Origin of the sequence: Rhizobium sp. BK049 (assembly GCF_014193135.1) — a bacterium.
Classification (GTDB): domain Bacteria; phylum Pseudomonadota; class Alphaproteobacteria; order Rhizobiales; family Rhizobiaceae; genus Rhizobium.
On sequence record NZ_JACHYV010000004.1, the window covers coordinates 209,945 to 232,261 of the forward strand.

The 22,317-nt window shown below is 61.5% G+C and carries 22 protein-coding genes; 11 read left to right on the top strand and 11 right to left on the bottom strand.

The window, feature by feature from the left end; all coding sequences use genetic code 11:
- Window positions 1-3 precede the first annotated feature (3 nt).
- From gmk to fabD, 7 genes are all read right to left on the bottom strand, one after another.
- Window positions 4-666: a guanylate kinase gene (gmk, locus tag FHT70_RS06205; protein ID WP_183699589.1), complete on the bottom strand. Its 663-nt coding sequence runs from the start codon at window positions 664-666 to the stop codon at window positions 4-6.
- 3 nt (window positions 667-669) lie between these two features.
- Window positions 670-1,557: a YicC/YloC family endoribonuclease gene (locus FHT70_RS06210; RefSeq protein ID WP_183699591.1), complete on the bottom strand. Its 888-nt coding sequence runs from the start codon at window positions 1,555-1,557 to the stop codon at window positions 670-672.
- Window positions 1,558-1,575: 18 nt separating this feature from the next.
- A complete protein-coding gene (gene mltG / locus FHT70_RS06215; RefSeq protein WP_085780029.1) occupies window positions 1,576-2,793 on the bottom strand; it encodes an endolytic transglycosylase MltG in 1,218 nt (405 codons plus the stop codon).
- Window positions 2,794-2,925: 132 nt separating this feature from the next.
- Window positions 2,926-4,188, bottom strand: a complete 1,263-nt coding sequence (gene fabF, locus FHT70_RS06220; protein WP_183699593.1) for a beta-ketoacyl-ACP synthase II — start codon at window positions 4,186-4,188, stop codon at window positions 2,926-2,928.
- Window positions 4,189-4,281: 93 nt separating this feature from the next.
- Window positions 4,282-4,518, bottom strand: a complete 237-nt coding sequence (locus FHT70_RS06225) for an acyl carrier protein (protein WP_003547058.1) — start codon at window positions 4,516-4,518, stop codon at window positions 4,282-4,284.
- A gap of 287 nt (window positions 4,519-4,805) precedes the next feature.
- Window positions 4,806-5,543, bottom strand: a complete 738-nt coding sequence (gene fabG, locus FHT70_RS06230; RefSeq protein WP_183699595.1) for a 3-oxoacyl-[acyl-carrier-protein] reductase — start codon at window positions 5,541-5,543, stop codon at window positions 4,806-4,808.
- Between the two features lie 30 nt (window positions 5,544-5,573).
- Complete coding sequence (gene fabD / locus FHT70_RS06235; protein WP_183699597.1) at window positions 5,574-6,518, bottom strand: ACP S-malonyltransferase; 945 nt, start codon at window positions 6,516-6,518, stop codon at window positions 5,574-5,576.
- Window positions 6,519-6,717: 199 nt separating this feature from the next.
- Between fabD and FHT70_RS06240 the strand changes: the two genes are divergently transcribed.
- The 7 genes from FHT70_RS06240 to FHT70_RS06270 all read left to right on the top strand — a co-directional run bounded on the left by FHT70_RS06240 (window position 6,718) and on the right by FHT70_RS06270 (window position 14,320).
- Window positions 6,718-7,761, top strand: a complete 1,044-nt coding sequence (locus FHT70_RS06240; protein WP_183699599.1) for an aldo/keto reductase — start codon at window positions 6,718-6,720, stop codon at window positions 7,759-7,761.
- Window positions 7,762-7,953: 192 nt separating this feature from the next.
- Window positions 7,954-9,729, top strand: a complete 1,776-nt coding sequence (locus FHT70_RS06245) for an adenylate/guanylate cyclase domain-containing protein (RefSeq protein WP_183699601.1) — start codon at window positions 7,954-7,956, stop codon at window positions 9,727-9,729.
- 256 nt (window positions 9,730-9,985) lie between these two features.
- Entirely contained in the window at window positions 9,986-10,444 is a 459-nt protein-coding gene (rpsF, locus tag FHT70_RS06250) for a 30S ribosomal protein S6 (RefSeq protein WP_085777636.1), read from the top strand.
- A gap of 12 nt (window positions 10,445-10,456) precedes the next feature.
- Window positions 10,457-10,705 (top strand): 30S ribosomal protein S18, encoded by a 249-nt coding sequence (rpsR, locus tag FHT70_RS06255; protein ID WP_004680498.1) that lies wholly within the window; start codon window positions 10,457-10,459, stop codon window positions 10,703-10,705.
- Between the two features lie 155 nt (window positions 10,706-10,860).
- Entirely contained in the window at window positions 10,861-11,847 is a 987-nt protein-coding gene (locus tag FHT70_RS06260) for a DUF2232 domain-containing protein (protein WP_183699603.1), read from the top strand.
- A gap of 22 nt (window positions 11,848-11,869) precedes the next feature.
- Window positions 11,870-12,448, top strand: coding sequence for a 50S ribosomal protein L9 (gene rplI / locus FHT70_RS06265; protein WP_085777634.1), 579 nt, complete (start codon window positions 11,870-11,872; stop codon window positions 12,446-12,448).
- A gap of 375 nt (window positions 12,449-12,823) precedes the next feature.
- Window positions 12,824-14,320 (top strand): replicative DNA helicase, encoded by a 1,497-nt coding sequence (locus FHT70_RS06270; RefSeq protein WP_097598540.1) that lies wholly within the window; start codon window positions 12,824-12,826, stop codon window positions 14,318-14,320.
- Between the two features lie 24 nt (window positions 14,321-14,344).
- On the opposite strand, the gene FHT70_RS06275 is transcribed toward FHT70_RS06270, so the two are convergent.
- From FHT70_RS06275 to FHT70_RS06285, 3 genes are all read right to left on the bottom strand, one after another.
- Window positions 14,345-14,647, bottom strand: a complete 303-nt coding sequence (locus tag FHT70_RS06275; protein ID WP_097598482.1) for an AzlD domain-containing protein — start codon at window positions 14,645-14,647, stop codon at window positions 14,345-14,347.
- A complete protein-coding gene (locus tag FHT70_RS06280) occupies window positions 14,644-15,363 on the bottom strand; it encodes an AzlC family ABC transporter permease (protein ID WP_183699605.1) in 720 nt (239 codons plus the stop codon). Before FHT70_RS06280 ends, FHT70_RS06275 begins: the two co-directional genes overlap by 4 nt.
- A gap of 67 nt (window positions 15,364-15,430) precedes the next feature.
- Window positions 15,431-16,252, bottom strand: a complete 822-nt coding sequence (locus FHT70_RS06285; protein ID WP_097598541.1) for an AraC family transcriptional regulator — start codon at window positions 16,250-16,252, stop codon at window positions 15,431-15,433.
- 188 nt (window positions 16,253-16,440) lie between these two features.
- Here FHT70_RS06285 and alr point away from each other — a divergent pair, with 188 nt between their 5' ends.
- Window positions 16,441-17,604, top strand: a complete 1,164-nt coding sequence (alr, locus tag FHT70_RS06290) for an alanine racemase (protein ID WP_183699607.1) — start codon at window positions 16,441-16,443, stop codon at window positions 17,602-17,604.
- 9 nt (window positions 17,605-17,613) lie between these two features.
- Here alr and FHT70_RS06295 read toward each other — a convergent pair whose 3' ends face one another.
- Entirely contained in the window at window positions 17,614-18,246 is a 633-nt protein-coding gene (locus tag FHT70_RS06295; protein WP_183699609.1) for a LysE family translocator, read from the bottom strand.
- A 165-nt stretch (window positions 18,247-18,411) separates the two neighbouring features.
- Here FHT70_RS06295 and radA point away from each other — a divergent pair, with 165 nt between their 5' ends.
- From radA to purF, 3 genes are all read left to right on the top strand, one after another.
- On the top strand, window positions 18,412-19,812 hold the full coding sequence (gene radA / locus FHT70_RS06300; RefSeq protein ID WP_097598486.1) for a DNA repair protein RadA: 1,401 nt from the start codon (window positions 18,412-18,414) through the stop codon (window positions 19,810-19,812).
- Between the two features lie 89 nt (window positions 19,813-19,901).
- Window positions 19,902-20,516: a CvpA family protein gene (locus tag FHT70_RS06305; RefSeq protein WP_085777628.1), complete on the top strand. Its 615-nt coding sequence runs from the start codon at window positions 19,902-19,904 to the stop codon at window positions 20,514-20,516.
- A gap of 232 nt (window positions 20,517-20,748) precedes the next feature.
- The gene (purF, locus tag FHT70_RS06310) at window positions 20,749-22,239 is read left to right on the top strand and encodes an amidophosphoribosyltransferase (RefSeq protein WP_097598487.1); all 1,491 of its coding nucleotides are present in this window, start codon (window positions 20,749-20,751) and stop codon (window positions 22,237-22,239) included.
- Window positions 22,240-22,317 lie beyond the last annotated feature (78 nt).

Consider the following 22,317-nt stretch of genomic DNA (forward strand, 5'->3'; position numbering starts at 1 on the left):
GCCTCAGAGCGACGGTGTCTCTTCCAGCAGCTCTCGGACGAAATCGAACATGCCATGGCGGCGGTCGCGGCGCAGGCGTTCGGCCTTGACGATCGACTGGACGGCGTCGAAGGCGGTGTTGAGATCGTCATTGACGATGACATAATCATATTCGCGCCAGTGGGCGATCTCGGCGCGGCTGTTGGCCAGACGCGTCTGAATCACCTCCTCGGAATCCTCGGCACGGCGATGCAGCCGCGACTGGAGCTCCGTCATGGTCGGCGGCAGCACAAAGATCGAGACGACGTCAGCCGACATCTTCTCCTGCAACTGCTGGGCGCCCTGCCAATCGATATCGAAGAGCATGTCGCGGCCTTCGGCCATGGCGTGCTCGACCGGCTCGCGCGGCGTGCCGTAGAAATTGCCATGCACTTCGGCCCATTCGAGCAGCGCGTCGCTATCGCGCAACCGCTCGAACTCGCGCACACTCTTGAAGTGGTAATGCACGCCTTCGACTTCGCTCGGGCGGCGCTGGCGCGTGGTGACGCTGACGGAGAGGCCGATATGCTTGTCGGTCTCCAGAAGCGTGCGCGCAATGGTGGACTTGCCGGCGCCCGACGGCGACGAAATGACAAGCATCAGACCGCGGCGGGCGATCTGCACGGGCGAGGATTTCGCCGGTTTCATGTCCTACTCCAAATTCTGGACCTGCTCGCGGAACTGGTCGATCACGACTTTCAGCTCGATGCCGGCGGCGGTGACCGCCGAGGCATTCGACTTCGAGCAGATGGTATTCGATTCGCGGTTAAATTCCTGTGCAAGGAAGTCCAGCCGGCGCCCGGCAGGCCCGCCTTTCGCCAGGAGATCGCGCGCGGCGGCGATATGCGCCTTCAGACGATCGATTTCTTCGCGCAGATCCGCCTTGGTCGCCAACAAAGCGGCCTCCGCGTGCAGCCTGTCACGGTCGAGGGCGGCCATGCCGTCCATCAGCAAGGCAACCTGTGCCGCAAGCCGGGCCGCGATCTCCGCCGGCGAACGTGAGGGATCCATCTCGATCGTCCGCGTCAGGCTCTCAATCGTCGCGACATGATCGAGAAGGATGCGGGAAAGCACCGCCCCTTCCTGTGCGCGCATTGCCTTGAGATCGGCAAGCGCGGTGAGCAGGCCGGCGACGATATCTGCATCACGGGCGGCAAGCGCCTCCTCGCCATCCTCGCCTTCACGGAACTCCACGATGCCGCGCACGAGAAGCAGCGTATCGAGCTTCAAAGGCGCCGGATCAATCACGTCAACCAGTTGCTCGCGCATGGCGAGCACGGCAGCGAGCGCCTCTTTGTTCAGAACTGCCTCGAAACGGTTCTCGTCGGCGGTGACCGAGAGCGATGCCTGCAGGTTGCCGCGGCTGAAGGTTTCGCCGGCAAGGCGGCGGACCTCTGTCTCCATGCGTTCGAGACCGGGCGGCAGGCGCAGGCGCAGGTCGAAACCCTTGCCGTTGACCGAGCGCAGTTCCCACGCCCACCGCCAGCGGCCGCTCGTTCCCTCGCGCCGCGCAAAACCGGTCATGGACTGCAAAGCCATGCGAGCCTCCCGAAACTGTCAGTTGATCTTCTTTTTCTTCGGCGGCACGACGGTCGCGCCGTTTTCGCCCGGCTGCTCTTCCGGCTGGCCGTCGACTGCGATGTTCGGGTCCGAACCCTTGTCGGCCTCGAGCTTGCGCCAACGCTTGACGTTGGCATTGTGCTCCTCGAGCGTAGCGGCAAAGACGTGGCCGCCGGTGCCGTCGGCGACGAAATAGAGATCCTGGGTTTTCCAAGGGTTGGCGACGGCTTCCAGCGCATCCTTGCCGGGATTGGCGATCGGCGTCGGCGGCAGGCCCTTGATGACATAGGTATTGTAAGGCGTGTCCCGTTTCAGATCCGATTGGTAGATCGGCCGGTCCGCCGGTTTTCCCTCGCCACCGAACAGCCCGTAGATGATCGTCGGATCGGACTGCAGGCGCATGCCCTTGCCGAGCCGGTTCAGGAACACGGAAGCGACATGGGCACGTTCGTCGGGAATGCCGGTCTCCTTTTCGACGATTGAAGCGAGCGTCACAAATTCTTCTTTGGATCGGAGCGGCAACGAAGCGTCGCGCTTATCCCAGATCTGATCGACCAGCTTCTGCTGTGCAGCCGCCATCTGTTCGATGATTTCCGAGCGCTTGGTGCCGCGCGAGAATTTGTAGGTGTCCGGACGCAGGCTGCCTTCGGCCGGCAATGCGGCCGGCAGATCGCCTTCCAGCACTGGATCCTGCAGCATGCGGTCGAACATTTGGCGGACCGTCAGGCCTTCAGGAAAGGACACCGAATAGAGAATGGACTTGCCCGATTTCAGCAGCTCCATGATATCGCTCATGGAAGCTCTCGCCTTAATCTCATATTCGCCGGCCTTCAAGCTCTCGCCGGCGGAAAGATGAGTCGCCGTCAGATATCGAAAGATGCGGGCATCGGAGATGATCGCGTTGCGCTCGAGGTTCGAGGCGATTTCGGCGAGACCCGCACCGTTGCGGACGATGAAATTGGTGTTGGTCTGCAGCGGGCCCGGGCTCTGATAGGTCGAGGTCGCGTAGTAGAAGCCGATGACGGCGAGGACGCAGACCAGCACAGTCATCGTCATGATGAAGTTCAGGAAAAGGACGATCTGGCTGCGAGCGTTCTTGGAGCGTTTCGGCGGCTCGGGAACCCGTTCCGGACGCAGGGCTTCGCTCGGCGACTTCGGGATGATCGGTCCCTTCTGCGCCTGGGTATCGTTGCTCTGGTTCGTCGTATCGCTCACCGGCAATCCTCTATAACTCGGCCGTCATTTCGCTATTTCGCGAAGCAATGCGGCAAAAAGCAGGTTCTGCCACCGTTCAACGAAGCCGCTGCCGGTCCCTGTGCTTTCACACGGCCTGCTACGACGGGACCCTTACTGTGCGTAGCGGCGCAGCACGAGCGATGCGTTCGTACCGCCGAATCCGAACGAGTTGGACAGCGCCACATCGATTTCTCGCTCACGAGCCTTGTGCGGAACAAGATCGATCGCTGTCTCGCGTTCGGGATTGTCGAGATTGAGCGTCGGCGGCGCGATATTGTCACGGATTGCAAGTGTCGCGAAGATCGCCTCGATCGCGCCGGCAGCACCGAGGAGGTGTCCCGTCGCCGACTTGGTCGAGGACATGGAGATCTTCGACGCCGCGTTGCCGACCAGGCGCTCGACCGCCCCGAGCTCGATCGTGTCGGCCATAGTCGAAGTCCCGTGGGCGTTGATGTAATCGATATCGGCCGGCGTCAATCCGGCGCGCTTCAGCGCCATCGCCATGCAGCGGCCGGCACCCTCGCCGTCTTCAGAGGGCGCGGTAATATGGTAGGCGTCGCCCGACAGGCCATAGCCGACGATCTCGGCGTAGATCTTGGCGCCGCGCGCCTTGGCATGCTCCAGCTCTTCGAGCACGACAATGCCGGCACCCTCGCCCATGACGAATCCGTCACGATCACGGTCATAGGGACGCGAAGCCTTCTGCGGATCGTCATTGTGCTGGGTCGACAGCGCCTTGCAGGCGGCAAATCCTGCCAGCGAAATACGGCTGACGGGAGATTCCGTGCCGCCGGCGACCATGACATCGGCGTCACCAAGCGCGATCAGCCGCGCGGCATCGCCGATCGCATGCGCACCTGTCGAGCAGGCGGTGACGACCGAATGATTGGGTCCGCGCAGCTTGTGGCGGATCGAAACCTGGCCGGAGACGAGATTGATCAGGCGGCCGGGAATGAAGAAGGGGGAGATGCGGCGCGGGCCCTTGTCGCGCAGGGTGTAACCTGCCTCGACGATGCCTTCGATGCCGCCGATGCCGGAGCCGATCAACACGCCGGTGGCAATCTGATCCTCATCCGTCTCGGGATGCCAGGCGGCATCGGCAAGCGCCATATCGGCGGCGGCCATGCCGAAGATGATGAAGGGATCGACCTTGCGCTGTTCTTTCGGCTCCATCCACTGATCGGCATTGAAGGTGCCGTCGGTACCGTCACCGATCGGGATACGGCAGGCGATCTTGGCGGGAAGGTCGTCGACTTCGAATTCGGTGACCAGGCGGGCGCCGTTCTGGCCGGCAAGCAGCCGCGACCACGTCACCTCAGTTCCGCATCCCAAGGGTGATACCATGCCGGTACCGGTGATGACGACACGTCTCATCGCGTGCTTTCCCCCGTCTCTTATGTTCTATGGAGAAATATGCCGAAAAGAAAAGGGCGGACTCCAGGCCCGCCCTTTCTCAAATATATAGGATCAGGCCTGAGCCTTCTCAATAAATTTCACCGCATCGCCGACCGTCAGGATCGAGTCGGCAGCGTCATCGGGGATTTCAACGCCGAATTCTTCTTCGAAAGCCATGACAAGTTCGACCGTGTCGAGCGAGTCAGCGCCCAGATCGTCGATAAAGCTGGCGCTCTCGACGACCTTGTCGGCATCGACGCCAAGATGATCAATAACAATTTTCTTTACGCGTTCTGCGATATCGCTCATGTCGGTTTCCTCGACCTTATGTCCTGATCGGAGTGCCGTTGCGGCACCCTTACCCTGTTTCAGCCTGCGATGTTTTCAGACATCCTCGGCAAACTCGTTTACCCGGCTTCAGAGATGTCCCAGGCTTGCGAAAAGCCCGCCGGTCCGTCTGCTTTCTCGGGACGACTGTTCACAGTCATTGGCCCGCTTAACATGGTTTAAGTCTGCCGCAAAGCCAGAAAATCAACGCTTCGTGATTGCTCAACATGCTATTGCGGGAAATATCTGCGTGCCGACAGTTTGTCGTTTCAGATCATCGCCATGCCGCCGTTTACGTGCAGCGTCTGGCCGGTCATGTAGGCGGCTTCGGAGGATGCAAGGTAAGCAACAGCCGAAGCGACCTCGCCGCCCGTGCCCATGCGCTTCATCGGGATCGCCCCCATGATCGCTTCCTTCTGCTTGTCGTTCAGCTTGCCGGTCATGGCGCTTTCGATGAAGCCGGGCGCGACGCAGTTGACCGTCACGTTACGGGTGGCAATTTCCTGCGCCAAGGACTTGGTGAAGCCGATCATGCCGGCCTTGGAGGCGCAGTAATTGGCCTGCCCCGGATTGCCGGTGACGCCGACGACGGAGGTGATGTTGATGATACGGCCATAGCGGCGGCGCATCATCGGATGCGTCAACTCGCGCGTCAGGCAGAAGGTCGCCGTCAGATTGACTTCGAGGACCGCATCCCAGTCCTCGTCGCTCATGCGCACGAACAGGCCGTCCTTGGTGATGCCGGCATTGTTGACGAGAATATCGACACCCTCGAGATCGGCCTCGGCCTTCTGGCCGAGCGCCTTGACCTCGTCACGGTCCGACAAGTTGGCCGGAAAGATCTTGACGCGCTCGCCGAGCTCGGCCGCCAGCGTTTCCAGCTTCTCGACACGGGTGCCGTGCAGACCGACGATGGCGCCCTGCTTATGAAGAAGGCGGGCGATTTCCTCGCCGATACCACCCGATGCGCCGGTGACGAGAGCCTTGCGGCCGGAAAGATCGAGCATGGAAAGGTTCCTTATATCTGGAGATATCAATCAGGCCATGAGGGCGGCGACGGTCGCGTCGATATCCGAAGGACCATTGACCGAGACGCCGTTGATTGTCTTGTCGATGCGGCGGGCAAGGCCGGTCAGCACTTTGCCGGAACCGAGCTCGTAAAGCGTCGTGACGCCGTTTGCCGCAAACCATTCCACAGTCTCGCGCCAACGGACCTGACCTGTCACCTGCTCGACCAGGAGGCTGGCGATCTCGTCGGCGCCGGTCACTGGCGCCGCGCGGACATTTGCGATCAGGGGCACGGCGGGATCGGACTTGGCAACCGTTGCCAGCGCCGCGCGCATGGCCTCGGCCGCAGGCGCCATCAGCTTGGAATGGAAAGGAGCGGAGACCGGCAGCAGGATGGCGCGCTTGGCGCCCTTGTCGGTCGCAAGGCCGGCGGCCTTTTCGACGGCTGCCTTCTCGCCCGAGATGACGATCTGGCCGCCGCCATTGTCGTTGGCGATCTGGCAGGCGCCGGTAGCGGCGGCCTCCTCGCAGACGGCAACGACGTCGGCATGTTCGAGGCCGATGATCGCGGCCATGGCGCCGACGCCGACGGGGACGGCCGCCTGCATGGCATTGCCGCGAATGCGCAGCAGCCGCGCCGTATCCGGGAGCGAAAAGGTGCCGGCGGCGCAGAGTGCCGAATATTCGCCAAGCGAGTGGCCGGCGACATAGGCGACCTTGGACTTAAGATCCACCCCCTTGGCCTGAAGAACACGGACGACGGCTATCGATACCGCCATCAGCGCCGGTTGGGCGTTCGCCGTCAAGGTCAACGTGTCCTCGGGACCGTTGAACATGACGTCGGAAAGCTTTTCACCAAGTGCCTCATCAACCTCTTCGAAAACGGCGCGGGCTTCGGCGAAATTCTCGGCGAGATCCTTGCCCATGCCGACGGTCTGGCTGCCCTGGCCGGGAAAAGTGAAAGCGATGGTCATGTTCATGTCCCTGACTATGCCCCTCAAGGCTGTTTTGCCTCCAATTGACATTCTTTCCGGCAGAGTCAAGTGGCGCTCCATTCTCCGCAAAGCCTTTCGCGCCCCCGCAAAAGCCCGGATTTTGCTCTTGCGCTCCGTCAAATCCAGCCTAGATTCACCCAGACCCTTCCAAGGCTTCCCTCTCTCCCAAGGTTTTTCCATGAAGTACAATTCCCTAGGCCGAACTGACATTTCCGTTTCAGAAATCTGCCTTGGCACCATGACCTGGGGCTCGCAGAACAGCGAAGCCGACGCTCATGCGCAGATGGACTACGCCGTCGAGAAGGGCGTCAATTTCTTCGATACCGCCGAACTCTACCCGACCACGCCGGTTTCGCCCGAAACACAGGGCTGGACTGAAAACTATATCGGTAGCTGGTTCAGCAAGTCCGGCAAGCGCCGAAATATCGTGCTTGCGACCAAGGTCGCCGGCCGCGGCCGCGATTATCTGCGCGGCGGCGAAGGCGCGGACGCAAAGAACATCCGCCTGGCGCTCGAGGCCAGCCTGAAGCGGCTGAGGACCGATTACATCGACCTCTATCAGGTCCACTGGCCGAACCGCGGCCATTTCCACTTCCGCCAGAACTGGAGCTACAATCCCTTCACCCAGGATCGAGACCAGGCCGTCGCCAATATGCTCGAAATCCTGGAAACACTGGGCGCGCTGGTGAAGGAAGGCAAGATCCGGGCGATCGGCCTTTCCAACGAGACTACCTGGGGCATCCAGAAATATCTGACGCTCTCAGAACAGAAGGGCCTGCCGCGCGTTGCCAGCGTCCAGAACGAGTACAATCTGCTCTACCGCCATTTCGACCTTGACCTTGCCGAACTCTCGCATCACGAGGATGTCGGGCTGCTTGCCTATTCGCCGCTCGCCGGCGGCATCCTGACCGGCAAATATGTCGATGGTCTGAGGCCGAAGGGTTCGCGCGCGTCGATCAATCCCGATATCGGTGGCCGGCTGCAGCCGCTGCAGGAGCCGGCGACCAAGGCCTATCTCGCGCTCGCGGCTCGGTACGGCCTCAATCCGGCAGTCATGGCGCTCGCCTTCTGCCGATCGAGGCCCTTCATGACGTCGGTCATCATCGGCGCGACGTCGATGGAGCAGCTCGATACTGACCTGAGTTCCGTCAATCTCAATCTGTCGATCGAGGTTTTGGCTGAAATCGAAAAGGTTCACCGCCAGTACCCGATGCCGATGTGAGGCAAACGGACAGCCCGCAATCGATGAGGCCATTCGCAGTCGGATTCAATCGCGGTCGAGCGTACATCGCCTGGCCTCGCACCACGAACTGCAACGACGAGTTTACGCTCCGGAGGCAATTTCGCTTCTCCGTTCTCGGCATTTCAGCTAGATTTGTATAGCTCTGGCAGCGCCGCAGGAGCGCTCACCCCCGTGGAACGGAAGCTCGCAGTGATACTTGCCGGCGACGTTGCCGGTTACAGTCGCCTTGTTGCAGCCAACGAGGAAGACGCCCTTGCGACACTCAGTGTCTATGGCGCCACCATCGGTGATCTGGTGCGCGAGCATGGTGGGCGGATTTTCGGCAGCGCCGGAGATAGCATGATCGCCGAATTCCACAGCGCAGTACAGGGCGTCCGTGCAGCCGTCGCGATCCAGCGCGCCCTCCATCGCCGAAATGCTGACCTGCCTGTGGATCGACGCATGGAGTTCCGCCTTGGGCTCAACCTTGGCGATGTCGTCGTCTCCGGAGACAACTTGCTTGGCGACGGCGTGAACGTCGCCGCCCGTCTTCAAGAAGTGGCGCTGCCTTCAGGTATCTGCATTTCCGGCGCTTTGCGGGAGCAGATCGAGGGCAAGCTGGACTTTCCGCTCGTGTCGATGGGCGATCGCACACTGAAAAACATTCCCCGTCCGGTGCCCGTGCATCGGGTTGACTGGAGCCGCGAGGACCCTATCGAGGCGGGGGTGCTCGGCGGGCCACTCAGACTGCCTGACAAACCCTCGATCGCCGTATTACCCTTCGTCAACATGTCCGATGACCCGGAGCAGGAGTACTTCGCCGATGGCTTGACCGAAGACATTATAACGGCGCTCTCGCTTTATCGCTGGTTTTTCGTCATCGCTCAGAACTCTTCCTTTGTGTTTAAGGGGCGCGCGGTTGATGTGAAGCAAATCGGGCGCGATCTCGGCGTGCGCTACATCGTAGAAGGCAGCGTGCGCAGGGCCGGGATGCGGGTTCGCGTCACAGGCCAGCTGATCGAGGCGGAAAGCGGCGTGCACCTCTGGGCACAACGCTACGACCGTGAGATCGCCGATATCTTCGCCATTCAGGACGAACTCACCCAAAACGTCGTCGGTGCCATAGAGCCTGAAATCCTTATCGGCGAGAGCCGCCGTGCGCTGCTGCGAACCACTGACAACCTCGACGCCTACGAGAGCCACATGCGCGGAACCTGGCTGCACAACGCACAGGATACGGCCGAACATTTCATCGAGGCCATCAACTGGCATCGGCGAGCCATCGAACTCGATCCCAGCTTTGCGCGCGCCCACATGATGTTGGCCCGCTCGCTCTACGCCCGCTGTCTTCGTGGCTTCAGCGACGACGTCGACAGGGACAGTACTGAACTTCGCGTCGAGGCAGAACGTGCTGTCGCGCTCGACCCGCGCGATCCCTACTCTCATTACGTTATGTGCCTCAGCCATTTTGCGGCCCATAACGCTCCAGCCGCGGTCGAGGCGTCCCAGCAGGCGATCGATCTCAACCCCAATTTTGCACTAGCGCATATGGCGCTCGGATGGGCTCGCATTTTCACCGGCCATTTCGCCGAAGCCCGCGACCCGCTCCACATGGCCCTGCGGCTCAGTCCGCATGACCCCTTTACCTTTCTCTTTTTCGACCGACTGGCTTTGTCTCACTACCATCTCGGCAATTACGATGAGGCCGTTCACTATTCCGAACGCGGACTGTCGCTCCGTCGCGCTTATTTCAACCGACTCGTGCTCCTCGCGAGTCTAGGACAGCTCGATCGCCACGATGAAGCACGGCGACTAATACCGGAAATTCTAGCGCACGCACCGATGGACCTCGAACACTACTGGAAGTTCCTGACACCATATGTCGCCGCCAACCACTACGACCATTTCGTCGACGGTTTACGCAAAGCAGGACTATCTTTGTTGAACTCGCCGCGAGAACAATGCTGACTGCCCCTTGCGTTTCGCGCGAAAATCCGTATAAGCCGCGCTGTTCGTTAACCCGGTCTTCTGGCTGGTGGCTGAACGGAGGGCCGGTTTCCTGTCTGGAAATCGTTCGGAACGGAAGCGTTCCAGCCTCCCGTGTCTCCGCTCTCGACCGTCTCGGAAACGCTTTTCTTGCCTGGGTCCGCCCAATCAGGAGCAGTCGTTGAGGCTTAGCCGCCGAATATCGGGTTGAACCAAACGCAAGAAAGGCAAAGCTGTCATGGCTCTTTATGAACATGTATTCCTTGCCCGGCAGGATATTTCCGCTCAGCAGGTCGATGCCCTCGTAGAACAGTACAAGGGTGTGATCGAAGCTAACGGCGGCAAGGTCGGGCGCATCGAAAACTGGGGCCTCAAGTCCCTCACCTATCGCATCAAGAAGAACCGCAAGGCGCATTACGCCCTGATGGACATCGATGCACCGGCAGCAGCGATCCAGGAAATGGAACGTCAGATGCGCATCAGCGAAGACGTTCTTCGCTACATGACCATCGCCGTCGAAAAGCACGAAGAAGGCCCATCTGCGATGCTGCAGAAGCGTGACCGCGACGACCGCGGCCCGCGCGAAGGCGGCGACCGCGGCCCGCGCCGCGAATTCGGCGACCGTCCGCCGCGCCGTGACGGCGAGTTCCAGCGCGCCCCTCGTCCGGACCGCGCTCCCCGCGAAGACCGTGCATAAGGAGATATAAGAATGTCTGAAGCTTCCTCCGCTCCGGTCCGCCGTCCGTTCCATCGCCGCCGCAAGACCTGCCCGTTCTCCGGCGCAAACGCTCCGCGGATCGACTACAAGGACGTACGTCTGTTGCAGCGCTACATTTCCGAGCGCGGCAAGATCGTTCCGTCCCGCATCACGGCCGTTTCCCAGAAGAAGCAGCGCGAACTCGCCCAGGCGATCAAGCGCGCCCGTTTCCTCGGCCTGCTGCCTTACGTCGTCGCTTAATCGGCCGATGTGATGACATTTAGGGGAAGGCATTCGTGCCTTCCTACTCCCTTCCGCGATGGGCGCGGATCGGAATTCTTAAAACCCATGTTGAGATGTTTCTGAATTCGATTCAGCAACGGCCTCTAACTGCTTGATGAAGCAGGACAGCGACCTTGAAACGACCTGATCTTAAAACGCTGCTGATCGGCGCACTCGCCGGATTGACCGCCGCCTTGCTGGTGCTGGGCGCGAGCATGCAGCCGTCGTTTTTCAGCGCGCTTCTATATACGGCCTCGGCGCTGCCGATCCTGCTCGTCGGGCTTGGCTGGGGCAATGCCGCTGCAATTTCAGCCGTCGTCACGGGAGCGGCGCTTGGTGCTATCCTCATCTCCCCGTCTTTCGCGCTCGTCATGACGCTGGTGACGCTGCTGCCGGCCGGCTGGCTTAGCCATCTCGCCAATCTCGCGCGTCCCGCCTCCGAACTCGGCGGCCCAGACCATCTGCTTGCCTGGTATCCGCTCTCCGATATCCTGCTGCATCTGTGCGGCCTGGTGACGCTTGCCGTTATCGTCATCGGCGTGATGATCGGCTATGGGCCTGATATCACCGACCCGATCGTCGATCTGCTGATCACCTCGGTCAAGCAGCAGCAGCCGGAATTCATGCCCGATCCGGCGGCAACCGCGCAGACCAAATCGCTGATCCTGCTGATGCTGCCGGCCGTCCAGGGCTGCATGTGGGTCAGCATGCTGTTTGCCGCCTATTATTTCGCCGTGCGCATCGTCGCCGCATCCGGCCGCGGCCTTCGGCCGCGCGAGGATATTCCTTCGTCGCTGCGCATGAACCGCAATTCGATTTTCATCTTCCTGGCCGGGCTTGGCGCCTGCTTCTTCGGCGGCGTTCCGGCGCTCGTCGGCGCGACCGTGATCGGCACCTTCGGCGCCGGTTTCATGCTCTCCGGCTTCGCCTCGCTGCATTTCCGCACACGCGGCAAGGACTGGCGGATACCGGCCCTCATCCTCTGCTACCTGGCTTCGATGCTTATGCTGCTGCCAGCTCTCCTCATTCTGGTCGTGGGTCTTAGCGATACGCGCAAAGCGATCGCTCTGACCCCGACGAAAGATGCTGATACCTCCAAACAACCCGACACGAAAATCTGAGACACAAGAAAGGAACAAGAAAATGGAAGTCATCCTTCTCGAACGCATCTCCAAGCTCGGCCAGATGGGCGAAACCGTAAAGGTTCGCGACGGCTTTGCCCGCAACTACCTGCTGCCGCTCGGCAAGGCACTGCGCGCCAACGCCGCCAACAAGGCCCGCTTCGAATCCGAGCGTGCAACGCTCGAAGCCCGTAACCTCGAGCGCAAGTCGGAAGCCCAGAAGGTCGCCGACGTCCTCGACGGCAAGTCCTTCATCGTCGTACGCTCCGCCGGCGAAACCGGCCAGCTCTACGGCTCGGTCGCTGCCCGTGACGTTGTCGAAGTTCTCGCCGCGGAAGGCTTCAACATCGGCCGCAACCAGGTTCACCTCAACACGCCGATCAAGGCGATCGGCCTGCACAAGGTCGAGCTGCAGCTGCATGCCGAAGTCGAAATCAACATCGAGCTGAACGTTGCCCGTTCGGCCGAAGAGGCAGAGCGTCAGGCCAAGGGCGAAGAGCTCACCTCGGTCGACGCAATCTACGGCGTCGACGAAGACGCACTGCGTCCGGAAGATTTCTTCGATCCGGAAGCCGACGGCCTCGACGAAGACGAAGCATAATTCTCGACGGATATTCCTCGATAGGGAGAGCCCGGCCACCGTGCCGGGCTTTTTCTTTTCGTACGTTTCGGGTCCGCGCAGCCCTCGGGTCGCCTTTTTAGCGGGGGATTACCCGGATGTTTTTGCTGCGTTCCCGATGTCATCGGGCTAACATATCCTTCTCCGGAACGGATGAGCTGAGTCGGCTCCGTACCGTGTCCTGCAGGTGACACTGCCAGTATTTCGCATCTGTGGCGCCCGGGACTGTGGAGAAGTCGAACAATGGGCACAGCGTTCAGGATTTAGGCGAGACGAGCCCCGCTCCTTTGGCAGCCCCTTGATTTTCTCCATCCGGAATTGCAAATCCGGAGTTGGAAAAAGACAGAACGGATGATGATGAACGACGCCGCTCGAAAGATTGCAGCCGTTGCTCCGTCGGAGCAGCACTACCGCGAAGCACCCAACAATATCGAAGCCGAGCAGGCGCTTCTCGGCGCCATCCTGATGAACAACGACGCCTATTACCGGGTGTCGGACTTTCTGAAGCCGATCCATCTTTACGAACCGCTGCACAGGAAGATCTTCGAAGTCGCCGGCGACATCATCCGCATGGGCAAGATCGCCAATCCGGTGACGATCAAGACCTTCCTGAAGGCCGACGAGAAAGTCGGCGACATGACGGTTGCGCAATATCTGGCAAGCCTCGTCAGCAATGCCGTCACTGTCATCAATGCCGAGGATTACGGCCGGGCGATCTATGATCTCGCCCTGCGCCGGGCGCTGATCACAATCGGCGAGGATGTCGTCAACATCGCCTACGACGCGCCGCTTGACATGCCGCCGCAGTCGCAGATCGAGGATACCGAGCGCCGGCTGTTCGAGCTCGCCGAAAACGGCCGCTACGACGGCGGCTTCCAGTCCTTCAACGACGCCGTCGCGCTCGCCATCGACATGGCGGCGGTCGCCAAGGAACGCGACGGCGGCCTTTCCGGTATTTCTACCGGCATCCATTCGCTCGATGCGAAGATGGGCGGCCTGCAGCGTTCGGACTTGATCATTCTCGCCGGACGCCCGGGCATGGGCAAGACCTCGCTTGCGACCAACATTGCCTATAATATCGCTGCCGCTTATGAGGGCGAGGTGCAGCCGGACGGCAGCATGAAGGCAAAGAACGGCGGCGTCGTCGGGTTCTACTCGCTCGAAATGTCGTCCGAACAGCTCGCCACCCGTATCATCTCGGAGCAGACGGAAGTCTCCTCCTCAAAGATCCGCCGCGGCGACATCAACGATGCTGATTTCGAAAAGCTCGTCGCCTGCTCGATGATGATGCAGAAGGTGCCGCTCTATATCGACCAGACCGGCGGCATCTCCATCGCTCAGCTTTCAGCGCGGGCGCGCCGCCTCAAGCGCCAGCGCGGCCTCGACGTGCTCGTGGTCGACTACGTGCAGCTGATGACCGGCTCGGGCAAATCAAGCGACAACCGCGTCCAGGAAATCACCCAGATCACCACCGGCCTCAAGGCGCTCGGCAAGGAACTCAATGTTCCGATCATCGCGCTGTCGCAGCTCTCGCGTCAGGTCGAAAGCCGCGACGACAAGCGTCCGCAGCTCTCCGACCTTCGCGAATCTGGTTCGATCGAACAGGATGCCGACGTCGTGCTCTTCGTGTTCCGCGAGGAGTATTACGTCAAGAACCAGGAGCCGCGCGATCCTCACGACCCGAAATATCCGGAATGGGAAGCGCTGTTCGACAAGGTGAAGGGTACGGCCGACGTCATCATCGCCAAGCAGCGCCACGGGCCGACAGGCACGGTGAAGCTCGCCTTCCAGGCGGAATTCACCCGCTTTGCCGATCTCGCAGATCCTTCCTTCATCCAGTATGAGGAACATTGACGCGGTTTCCCCGCGTTGATTTCTTCAGAGTCCTGCCGCCCGCAGCAGTGCGACCGTTGCGACGCCGACCACGACGCTTGCAAGCATCGGTAGGCGGCGCGCGGCGATCGCGGTTGCTGCGCATGCCAGCGTCTCCGCCCAGCCGGTCGCAAAGGCTGTCGGGGCGATGACGGCCATCAGCACGGCCGGCGGAATGGCTTCGATTGCCGTTCTCCGGCGCTCATCGATCTCGACATGCCGGATCAGGACGAGACCGCTGATGCGGGTAAAGACGGTTGCGGCTGCCATCGCGAGGATGGCGATGAGGATATCGAAATGCAGCGTCATGCCGCCTGCTCCCGCGCCCTGCCCTGCCAGAGGGCCATTGCCAGCCCAGCCAGCGCCCCGGCGGCGATATACCAGACCCCTGGCACGAAATGGTGGACAGCAACGGAAGCGGCACCGCTTGCGGCAAGCACGGCGCCGGTTTCCGGCCCCTTCCAGAAGCCCATGACCAGCACGACGAAGACAGCCGGAAAGGCGAAGTCGAGGCCGATGACGGCCGGATTGCCGAGAAACGCGCCGAGCAGTGCGCCTGTCAGCGAGGAAATGACCCAGGTGAGGTAAAAGGGCATGACGATACCGGCATACCAGGCGGGCCTCAGCCGCGTGCTTCCAGCGCGGAATTCCGCCATGGCCCAGAGCTCATCGGCAAGAAAGAGCATGGCGATATAGCGTTTGATGCCCGAGAAGGACTGCATCTTCGTGCCGATCGACGCGCTCATCAGCACGTGGCGGATGTTGACCAGCAGGGCTGCGAAGCCAATGCCGATCCAGCTTGCCGGATGTGTCCAGATGTCCATCGCCACGAATTGCGAGCCGCCTGCAAAGACAAGTGCGCTCATCAGCGTCGTTTCCAACGGGGAAAGGCCCTTAGTGGCCGCGACCGCGCCGAAGACAAGACCGATCGGCAAAACGGCGACGACGAGCGGAAAGATGGCACGCATTCCGGCGAGAAATTCGCCAAGACAAAATTCGCCGGATGGCCGGCCGTGCTGCATCATGGCAACCTCCTGATTAAGATCGCGGAGGGTTAGCCCAGGCCGCCACGGCTGTATTGAACGAAAGTGATCAGCCCAGGCGGAACTGGCCGGGCGTCACGCCAGTGCGTGCCTTGAAGTGCCGAGTAAAGTGCGCCTGATCGGCAAAACCGCATTCCAGCGCAATGTCGGCTGGCATGCGACCCTGCCGCAGCAGCCGCCGGGCCACCTGCACCCGCCGATCCGTCAGGAAGGCGTGCGGTGTGATGTGATATTCCTTGCGGAAGGCGCGGATGAGATGAGCCCGGCTCAATCCCGCCACTTCGGCCAGTTCCTTGAGGCCAACATCGAGGTCGAAATTCTCGATCAGGTATTCGCGAGCGCGGGCGACGGCGCTTCGCTCCTTGGTATCGACAGGCACGACAATCGTGCTGCCGTGACGCGCAAAGATCGCCGCCAGCACCGAGAACATTCCTTCATCTGACTCGAGAGCGCCTGCGCCGCTCTCCAGCGTTCGGTGAGCGGCATGAAAGGCATTGGCGAGCTCGGGATCGCGTGGAAGCGCGCCGGAAAAAGAGGGCGTCGCATGGAAGGCCTTGCCGGTGACATCCTCCAGAATATCGACGAACAGCTTCGTGTCGGGATAGATCATGCGGTAGCGGTAGCCGTTACCGCCCGGAGCGCCGTCATGGATGACACCGGGGTCGATCAAATAAAGGTCGCCAGGCCCGGTTTCCTCCCGCCTGCCGCTGAGGGTGGCGATCTGGGTGCCGCTTTCTATCGCGCCGATGCTGAACGTATCATGCGCATGCGGCGCATATTCATGGGTGAGAAAAGTGGCGCTCAGGCATTCCATGTCACGGAAGCGGCTATCCCGCCAGAAGCGGGCCGATTCCACATTGGCCAGCGGCATGGCTTCCGCCGCCTCTTTCTGCGATACATTCTGCATCCAATAGAATTAGCGCGAAAGCCTGCATGCGTCTTGAACAAAAGTGATCGTACAAGAAGCAAAGGGTGATATGTGACCGCCTGCGCTTTTCCTTGGCCACAATGCTCTCTAGACTGAGCGGGACGGTTCCTTCCATTTCCTCACGGCGATTCATGACAGATTTTCCTATCCCCTCCGATGATGATGATCTTTTCACTTCCGCAGGCCTGCGGCTGACCGTTGATCTCAGTGCGCTCACGGAAAACTGGCGCGACATGGCGCGCCGCTCGGGTGCAGCGCGCGCCGCAGCCGTCGTCAAGGCGGACGCCTACGGCACGGGCATCGAGGACGTCGGCGAAGCGCTCTATCTCGCAGGCGCCCGGGATTTCTTCGTCGCGACCGTCGATGAGGGCGTCACCCTTCGCCTCTATGCGCCGGAGGCACGCATCTTCGTGCTCTCGGGCATATGGCCGGGCACGGAACGGCGGTTCTTCGACAATGATCTCGTACCGGTGATTTCCTCCGACGAGCAGTTCGCCTTCTGGATGGCGGTGCTTGCCGATTACGGCGATTACCCCTGCGCCCTGCATGTCGATACCGGCTTCAATCGGCTCGGGCTGCACATCGACGACGCTATCGCGCTTGCCGACGACGTCTCGCGGCCTGCGAGCTTCGCGCCGGTGCTGGTCATGAGCCATCTCGCCTGCGGCGACGATCCCACCCATGCGATGAACCGACAGCAACTCGAATCATTCCGTAAGGTTACGGCCGTCTATGAAGGCATCGATTCAAGTCTTGCCGCCTCGGCCGGCATCTTTCTCGGCGACGATTATCATTTCGACCTGACCCGGCCGGGCATCGCGCTCTATGGCGGCGAGGCGGTCAGTGGCATGGCGAACCCGATGCGGCCGGTCGCGACCGCGGAAGCACGCATCATCCAGGTGCGCACTGTCGAGGCCGGCGAGACCGTCAGCTACGGCAGGGCACTGCAGCTTTGCCGCAGAAGCCGGCTGGCAATCGCGTCTGCCGGTTATGCGGACGGTTACATGCGCAGCCTATCGAGCGCCGGCGTGCCGCTGCGCCAGGCTCTGCCGCAGGGCGGGCAAGGCTTCATCGCCGGACACAAGGTGCCGGTTGCCGGCCGGATCACTATGGACCTGACGATCTTCGATATCACCGACCTGCCCGAGAACGCCGTGCGCGCCGGCGATTATATCGAGCTGTTCGGAACGAACATGCCCCTCGACGACGTGGCGCGGGCGGCGGGCACGATTGGCTACGAGATCCTCACCAGCATGGGGCTGCGCCACGAACGGCGCTATGTGGCCGAGGAATAGGCCCGGCTATCACCGGCCGCTCAGGGCTAGGCGTACACCAAGCCCGACGAAAAGCGCGCCCAGGCCGCGATCGAGCCATCGCCCGATTTTCTGGTTGCGCCTTAGCGCATCGGCAAGGCGCCCTCCGAGAAATACAAGCGGCGGCTCGATAAAGGCGGCGACGGCGATGATGAGCCCGCCATGAAGCATCAGCTGCGCCCATGCCGGCCCTGCACCCTCGACGACGAATTGCGGCAGGAATGCCAGGAAGAATATCGCCACTTTCGGATTGAGCAGCGACACCAGTATCCCTTGCCGATAGATCCTTGCCCCCGGCATTTCCTCACCAGTCGCGTTCATCGGGCCGTTGTCGCAGCCGCGCAGAGCCTGAATGCCCAGCCAGACGAGATAGGCAGCACCGAGCCATTTGACCGCAGAGAACGCCAGGGCAGAGGCGGCGAGCACGGCGGAAAGACCCAGTGCCGCCATCAGAACGTGCAGGCAGGCGCCTGACCAGACGCCGAACAATGCGGAAAAACCGGCGCGTTTCCCGCCTCTCATCGTATGGCCGAGGATGAAGGCGATGTCCGGGCCTGGCGAGAGGTTGAGCAAAATCGCCGCCGACAGAAATGCAAGCCAGTGCGCGAGCGAGTAGTCGAACATCTTCACCGTTCCTGATGATCAGAGGCGAAAAGCATAGGCACCGCTAGGGCTGATGGGGAAATCATTAGTTTTGATCCATTGCGATAGCCATTATCTCGGACACGACAATGATTCGGTGAAGCTTTCGACGGCTTCATTTGTGGAACGCGACTGAAAGAAAGATTGATGGCGAAGGCGAGGACACAGTTCATCTGCCAGAATTGCGGCGCGGTTCACAACCGCTGGGCCGGCAAATGCGATAATTGCGGCGAGTGGAATACGATCGTCGAGGAAGACCCGATGGGCGGCATCGGCTCCGGTCCCGGCAAGACGCCGAAGAAGGGCCGGCCGGTGGCTCTGACGGCGCTGTCGGGTGAGATCGAGGAGGCGCCGCGCATCCATACCGGCATGTCGGAACTCGACCGCGCGCTTGGCGGCGGTTTCGTGCGCGGCTCGGCGGTTCTGATCGGCGGCGATCCCGGCATCGGCAAATCGACGCTGCTGATGCAGGCCGCCGCCGCCCTTGCCCGGCGCGGCCATAAGATCATCTATGTCTCCGGCGAGGAGGCGGTGGCGCAGGTCCGCCTGCGAGCGCAGCGGCTTGCCGCCGCCGATACCGACGTGATGCTGGCGGCCGAAACCAATGTCGAGGATATTCTGGCAACGCTTGCCGAGGGTAAACGCCCCGATCTCGTCATCATCGATTCAATCCAGACCCTGTGGAGCGAACTGGCGGAGTCCGCGCCGGGAACGGTGACGCAGGTGCGCACCGGCGTGCAGTCGATGATCCGCTTCGCCAAGCAGACGGGTGCGGCCATGGTGCTCGTCGGGCATGTGACCAAGGACGGGCAGATCGCCGGGCCACGCGTCGTCGAACACATGGTCGATGCCGTGCTTTATTTCGAAGGCGACCGCGGCCATCACTACCGAATCCTACGCACGGTCAAGAACCGCTTCGGCCCCACCGACGAGATCGGCGTCTTCGAAATGTCCGACAGAGGGCTACGCGAGGTCGCCAACCCCTCCGAACTCTTCCTCGGCGAGCGCAATGAGAAATCACCTGGCGCGGCCGTCTTCGCGGGCATGGAGGGCACCCGCCCGGTGCTCGTTGAAGTGCAGGCGCTGGTGGCGCCGACATCGCTTGGCACGCCGCGGCGCGCCGTGGTCGGCTGGGATTCAGCCCGGCTGTCGATGATCCTGGCGGTGCTGGAGGCCCATTGCGGCGTCAGGCTCGGCCAGCACGACGTCTATCTGAACATCGCGGGCGGCTACCGCATCTCCGAACCGGCGGCCGATCTCGCCGTCGCCTCGGCGCTGGTTTCGTCGCTTGCCGGTATTGCCCTTCCCGCCGATTGCGTCTATTTCGGCGAAGTCAGCCTGTCGGGCGCCATCCGGCCGGTTGCGCACACCGCCCAGCGCCTCAAGGAAGCCGAGAAGCTGGGCTTTTCCGCTGCGCTGCTTCCTTCCGCCTCCGCCGAGCTGCCGAAGGGTTCCGGCGGGCGATGGAGCGAGGTCGAAAGCCTGCCGGATCTGGTTGCGCGCATCGCCGGGTCCAAGGGAGCGCTGCGTGTGGAAGACGAGGTTTGATCCTTTCATTGCCGCGAATGGTAATGTTATAGGAGGCACACGATAAGGCCGACACGGCCGCCGAGCGGCAGTCCTGGAGTTGAATTTTCATGCCCATTACGATTTTCGACGGTATTGTCATCGGCGTCGTGCTCTTCTCCGCCGTGCTGGCAATGGTCCGCGGTTTCTCGCGCGAGATCCTTTCGATCGCGAGCTGGGGCGGTTCGGCCGCCGCCGCCTACTACCTCTATCCGTACCTGCTGCCCTATGCGAAGAAGTACACCGATGACGATCGCATCGCGATCGCCGGTTCGGCGGCGGTCGTCTTCCTGATCGCGCTCATCGTCATTTCCTTCATCACCATGAAGATTGCCGATTTCATCATCGACAGCCGCATCGGCGCTCTCGACCGCACCCTCGGTTTCCTGTTCGGCGCGGCCCGCGGGCTGCTGCTGATGGTCGTTGCCGTCGCGTTCTGGAACTGGCTGGTCGATGTCGACCACCGGCCGGCCTGGGTCAACGAGGCCAAATCGAAACCCTTTCTGGATTCGATGGTCGTGAAGCTGAAGGCGGTGCTGCCGGAGCAGTTTGCCCAGATGATACAGGCAAGCTTCCGTGATAAGATGCAGCCGGCACAGGGCAGCGAAGGCGCCACGCCGCCGGCGGCCGATCAAGCGCCGGCGGACGACGCGCCCGCAGGTGGCGCGCAGCAGCCGGCGAATTGACACAGTGTTCAGCAGCTTGACTCGCCTCGCGGCAATTGCCATTTGAGCGGGACGTGAAATAAGGGTCCGGCCGGGCATTCCAGCTCCGCCGGACCTAAGCCGTTTCTGAGCCCGCTGAACGGGCTTTGAAGCAGATGTCGTTCAGCACGAAGCTCTCGGAAACCTGCGAGATTTCCGGTATCGTGCTATTGGTAATGCCGATCCATTCTTGTGAGAGCAGAGGCCCGCAGAAATGAACCAGTCCCATTCCTTCCCAATCGACGATCCGCTCGACGGAGATACGCTGCATGAGGAATGCGGCGTTTTCGGAATTCTGGGACATCCCGATGCCGCGGCTCTCACGGCTCTCGGGCTGCACGCCCTGCAGCACCGCGGACAGGAGGCAGCCGGCATCGTCTCCTTCGATGGCAAGCGCTTCTATCAGGAACGCCATATGGGGCTGGTGGGAGACCACTATACCAATCCAATGACGCTGGCCCGCCTGCCCGGCAGCATAGCGATCGGCCACACACGCTATTCCACGACAGGCGAAGTAGCGATGCGCAACGTGCAGCCGCTGTTTGCCGAACTGGAAGAAGGCGGCATCGCCATCGCCCATAACGGCAATTTCACCAATGGCCTGACGCTGCGCCGCCAGATCATCGCCACCGGCGCCATCTGTCAGTCGACATCCGATACCGAAGTCGTCCTGCATCTCATCGCCCGCTCGCGCCATGCTTCCACATCCGACCGCTTCATCGACGCCATCCGCCAGATGGAAGGCGGCTATTCGATGCTCGCCATGACCCGCACGAAACTGATTGCCGCGCGCGATCCCACCGGCATTCGCCCGCTTGTCATGGGTGAACTCGACGGCAAGCCGATCTTCTGTTCGGAAACCTGCGCGCTCGACATCATCGGCGCCAAGTTCATCCGCGATGTCGAAAACGGCGAGGTCATCATCTGCGAAATCCAGCCTGACGGCTCGATCAGCATCGATGCCCGCAAGCCGAGCAAGCCACAGCCGGAGCGTCTCTGCCTGTTCGAATATGTCTATTTCGCCCGTCCGGATTCGGTCGTCGGCGGCCGCAACGTCTATACGACGCGCAAGAACATGGGCATGAACCTTGCCAAGGAATCGCCCGTCGATGCCGATGTCATCGTGCCGGTACCGGATGGCGGCACGCCCGCGGCTCTCGGCTATGCGCAGGAAAGCGGCATCCCCTTCGAATACGGCATCATCCGCAACCACTATGTCGGCCGTACCTTCATTGAGCCAACGCAGCAGATCCGCGCCTTTGGAGTCAAGCTGAAGCATTCCGCCAACCGGGCGATGATCGAAGGCAAGCGCGTGGTGCTGGTCGATGATTCCATCGTGCGCGGCACGACGTCGCTGAAGATCGTGCAGATGATCCGCGAGGCCGGTGCGCGCGAAGTCCATATCCGCGTCGCAAGCCCGATGATCTTCTTCCCGGATTTCTATGGGATCGATACGCCCGACGCCGACAAGCTGCTCGCCAACCAATATGCCGATGTCAAAGCCATGGCCAAATATATCGGAGCGGATTCGCTTGCCTTCCTGTCGATCAACGGACTTTACCGCGCCGTCGGCGGCGAGGACCGCAATCCGGCCCGCCCGCAGTTCACCGACCACTACTTCACCGGTGACTATCCGACCCGCCTGCTCGACAAGAACGGCGAGTCCATGGGCAACAAGCTTTCGATGCTTGCCAGCAACGGCTGAGCCGCTGCCGCTTTGACTTTCGCTTCCGAGGGGCCTATTGCGCCCCTCACCTTTGCAAGCAAATCCGGAACCGGACAG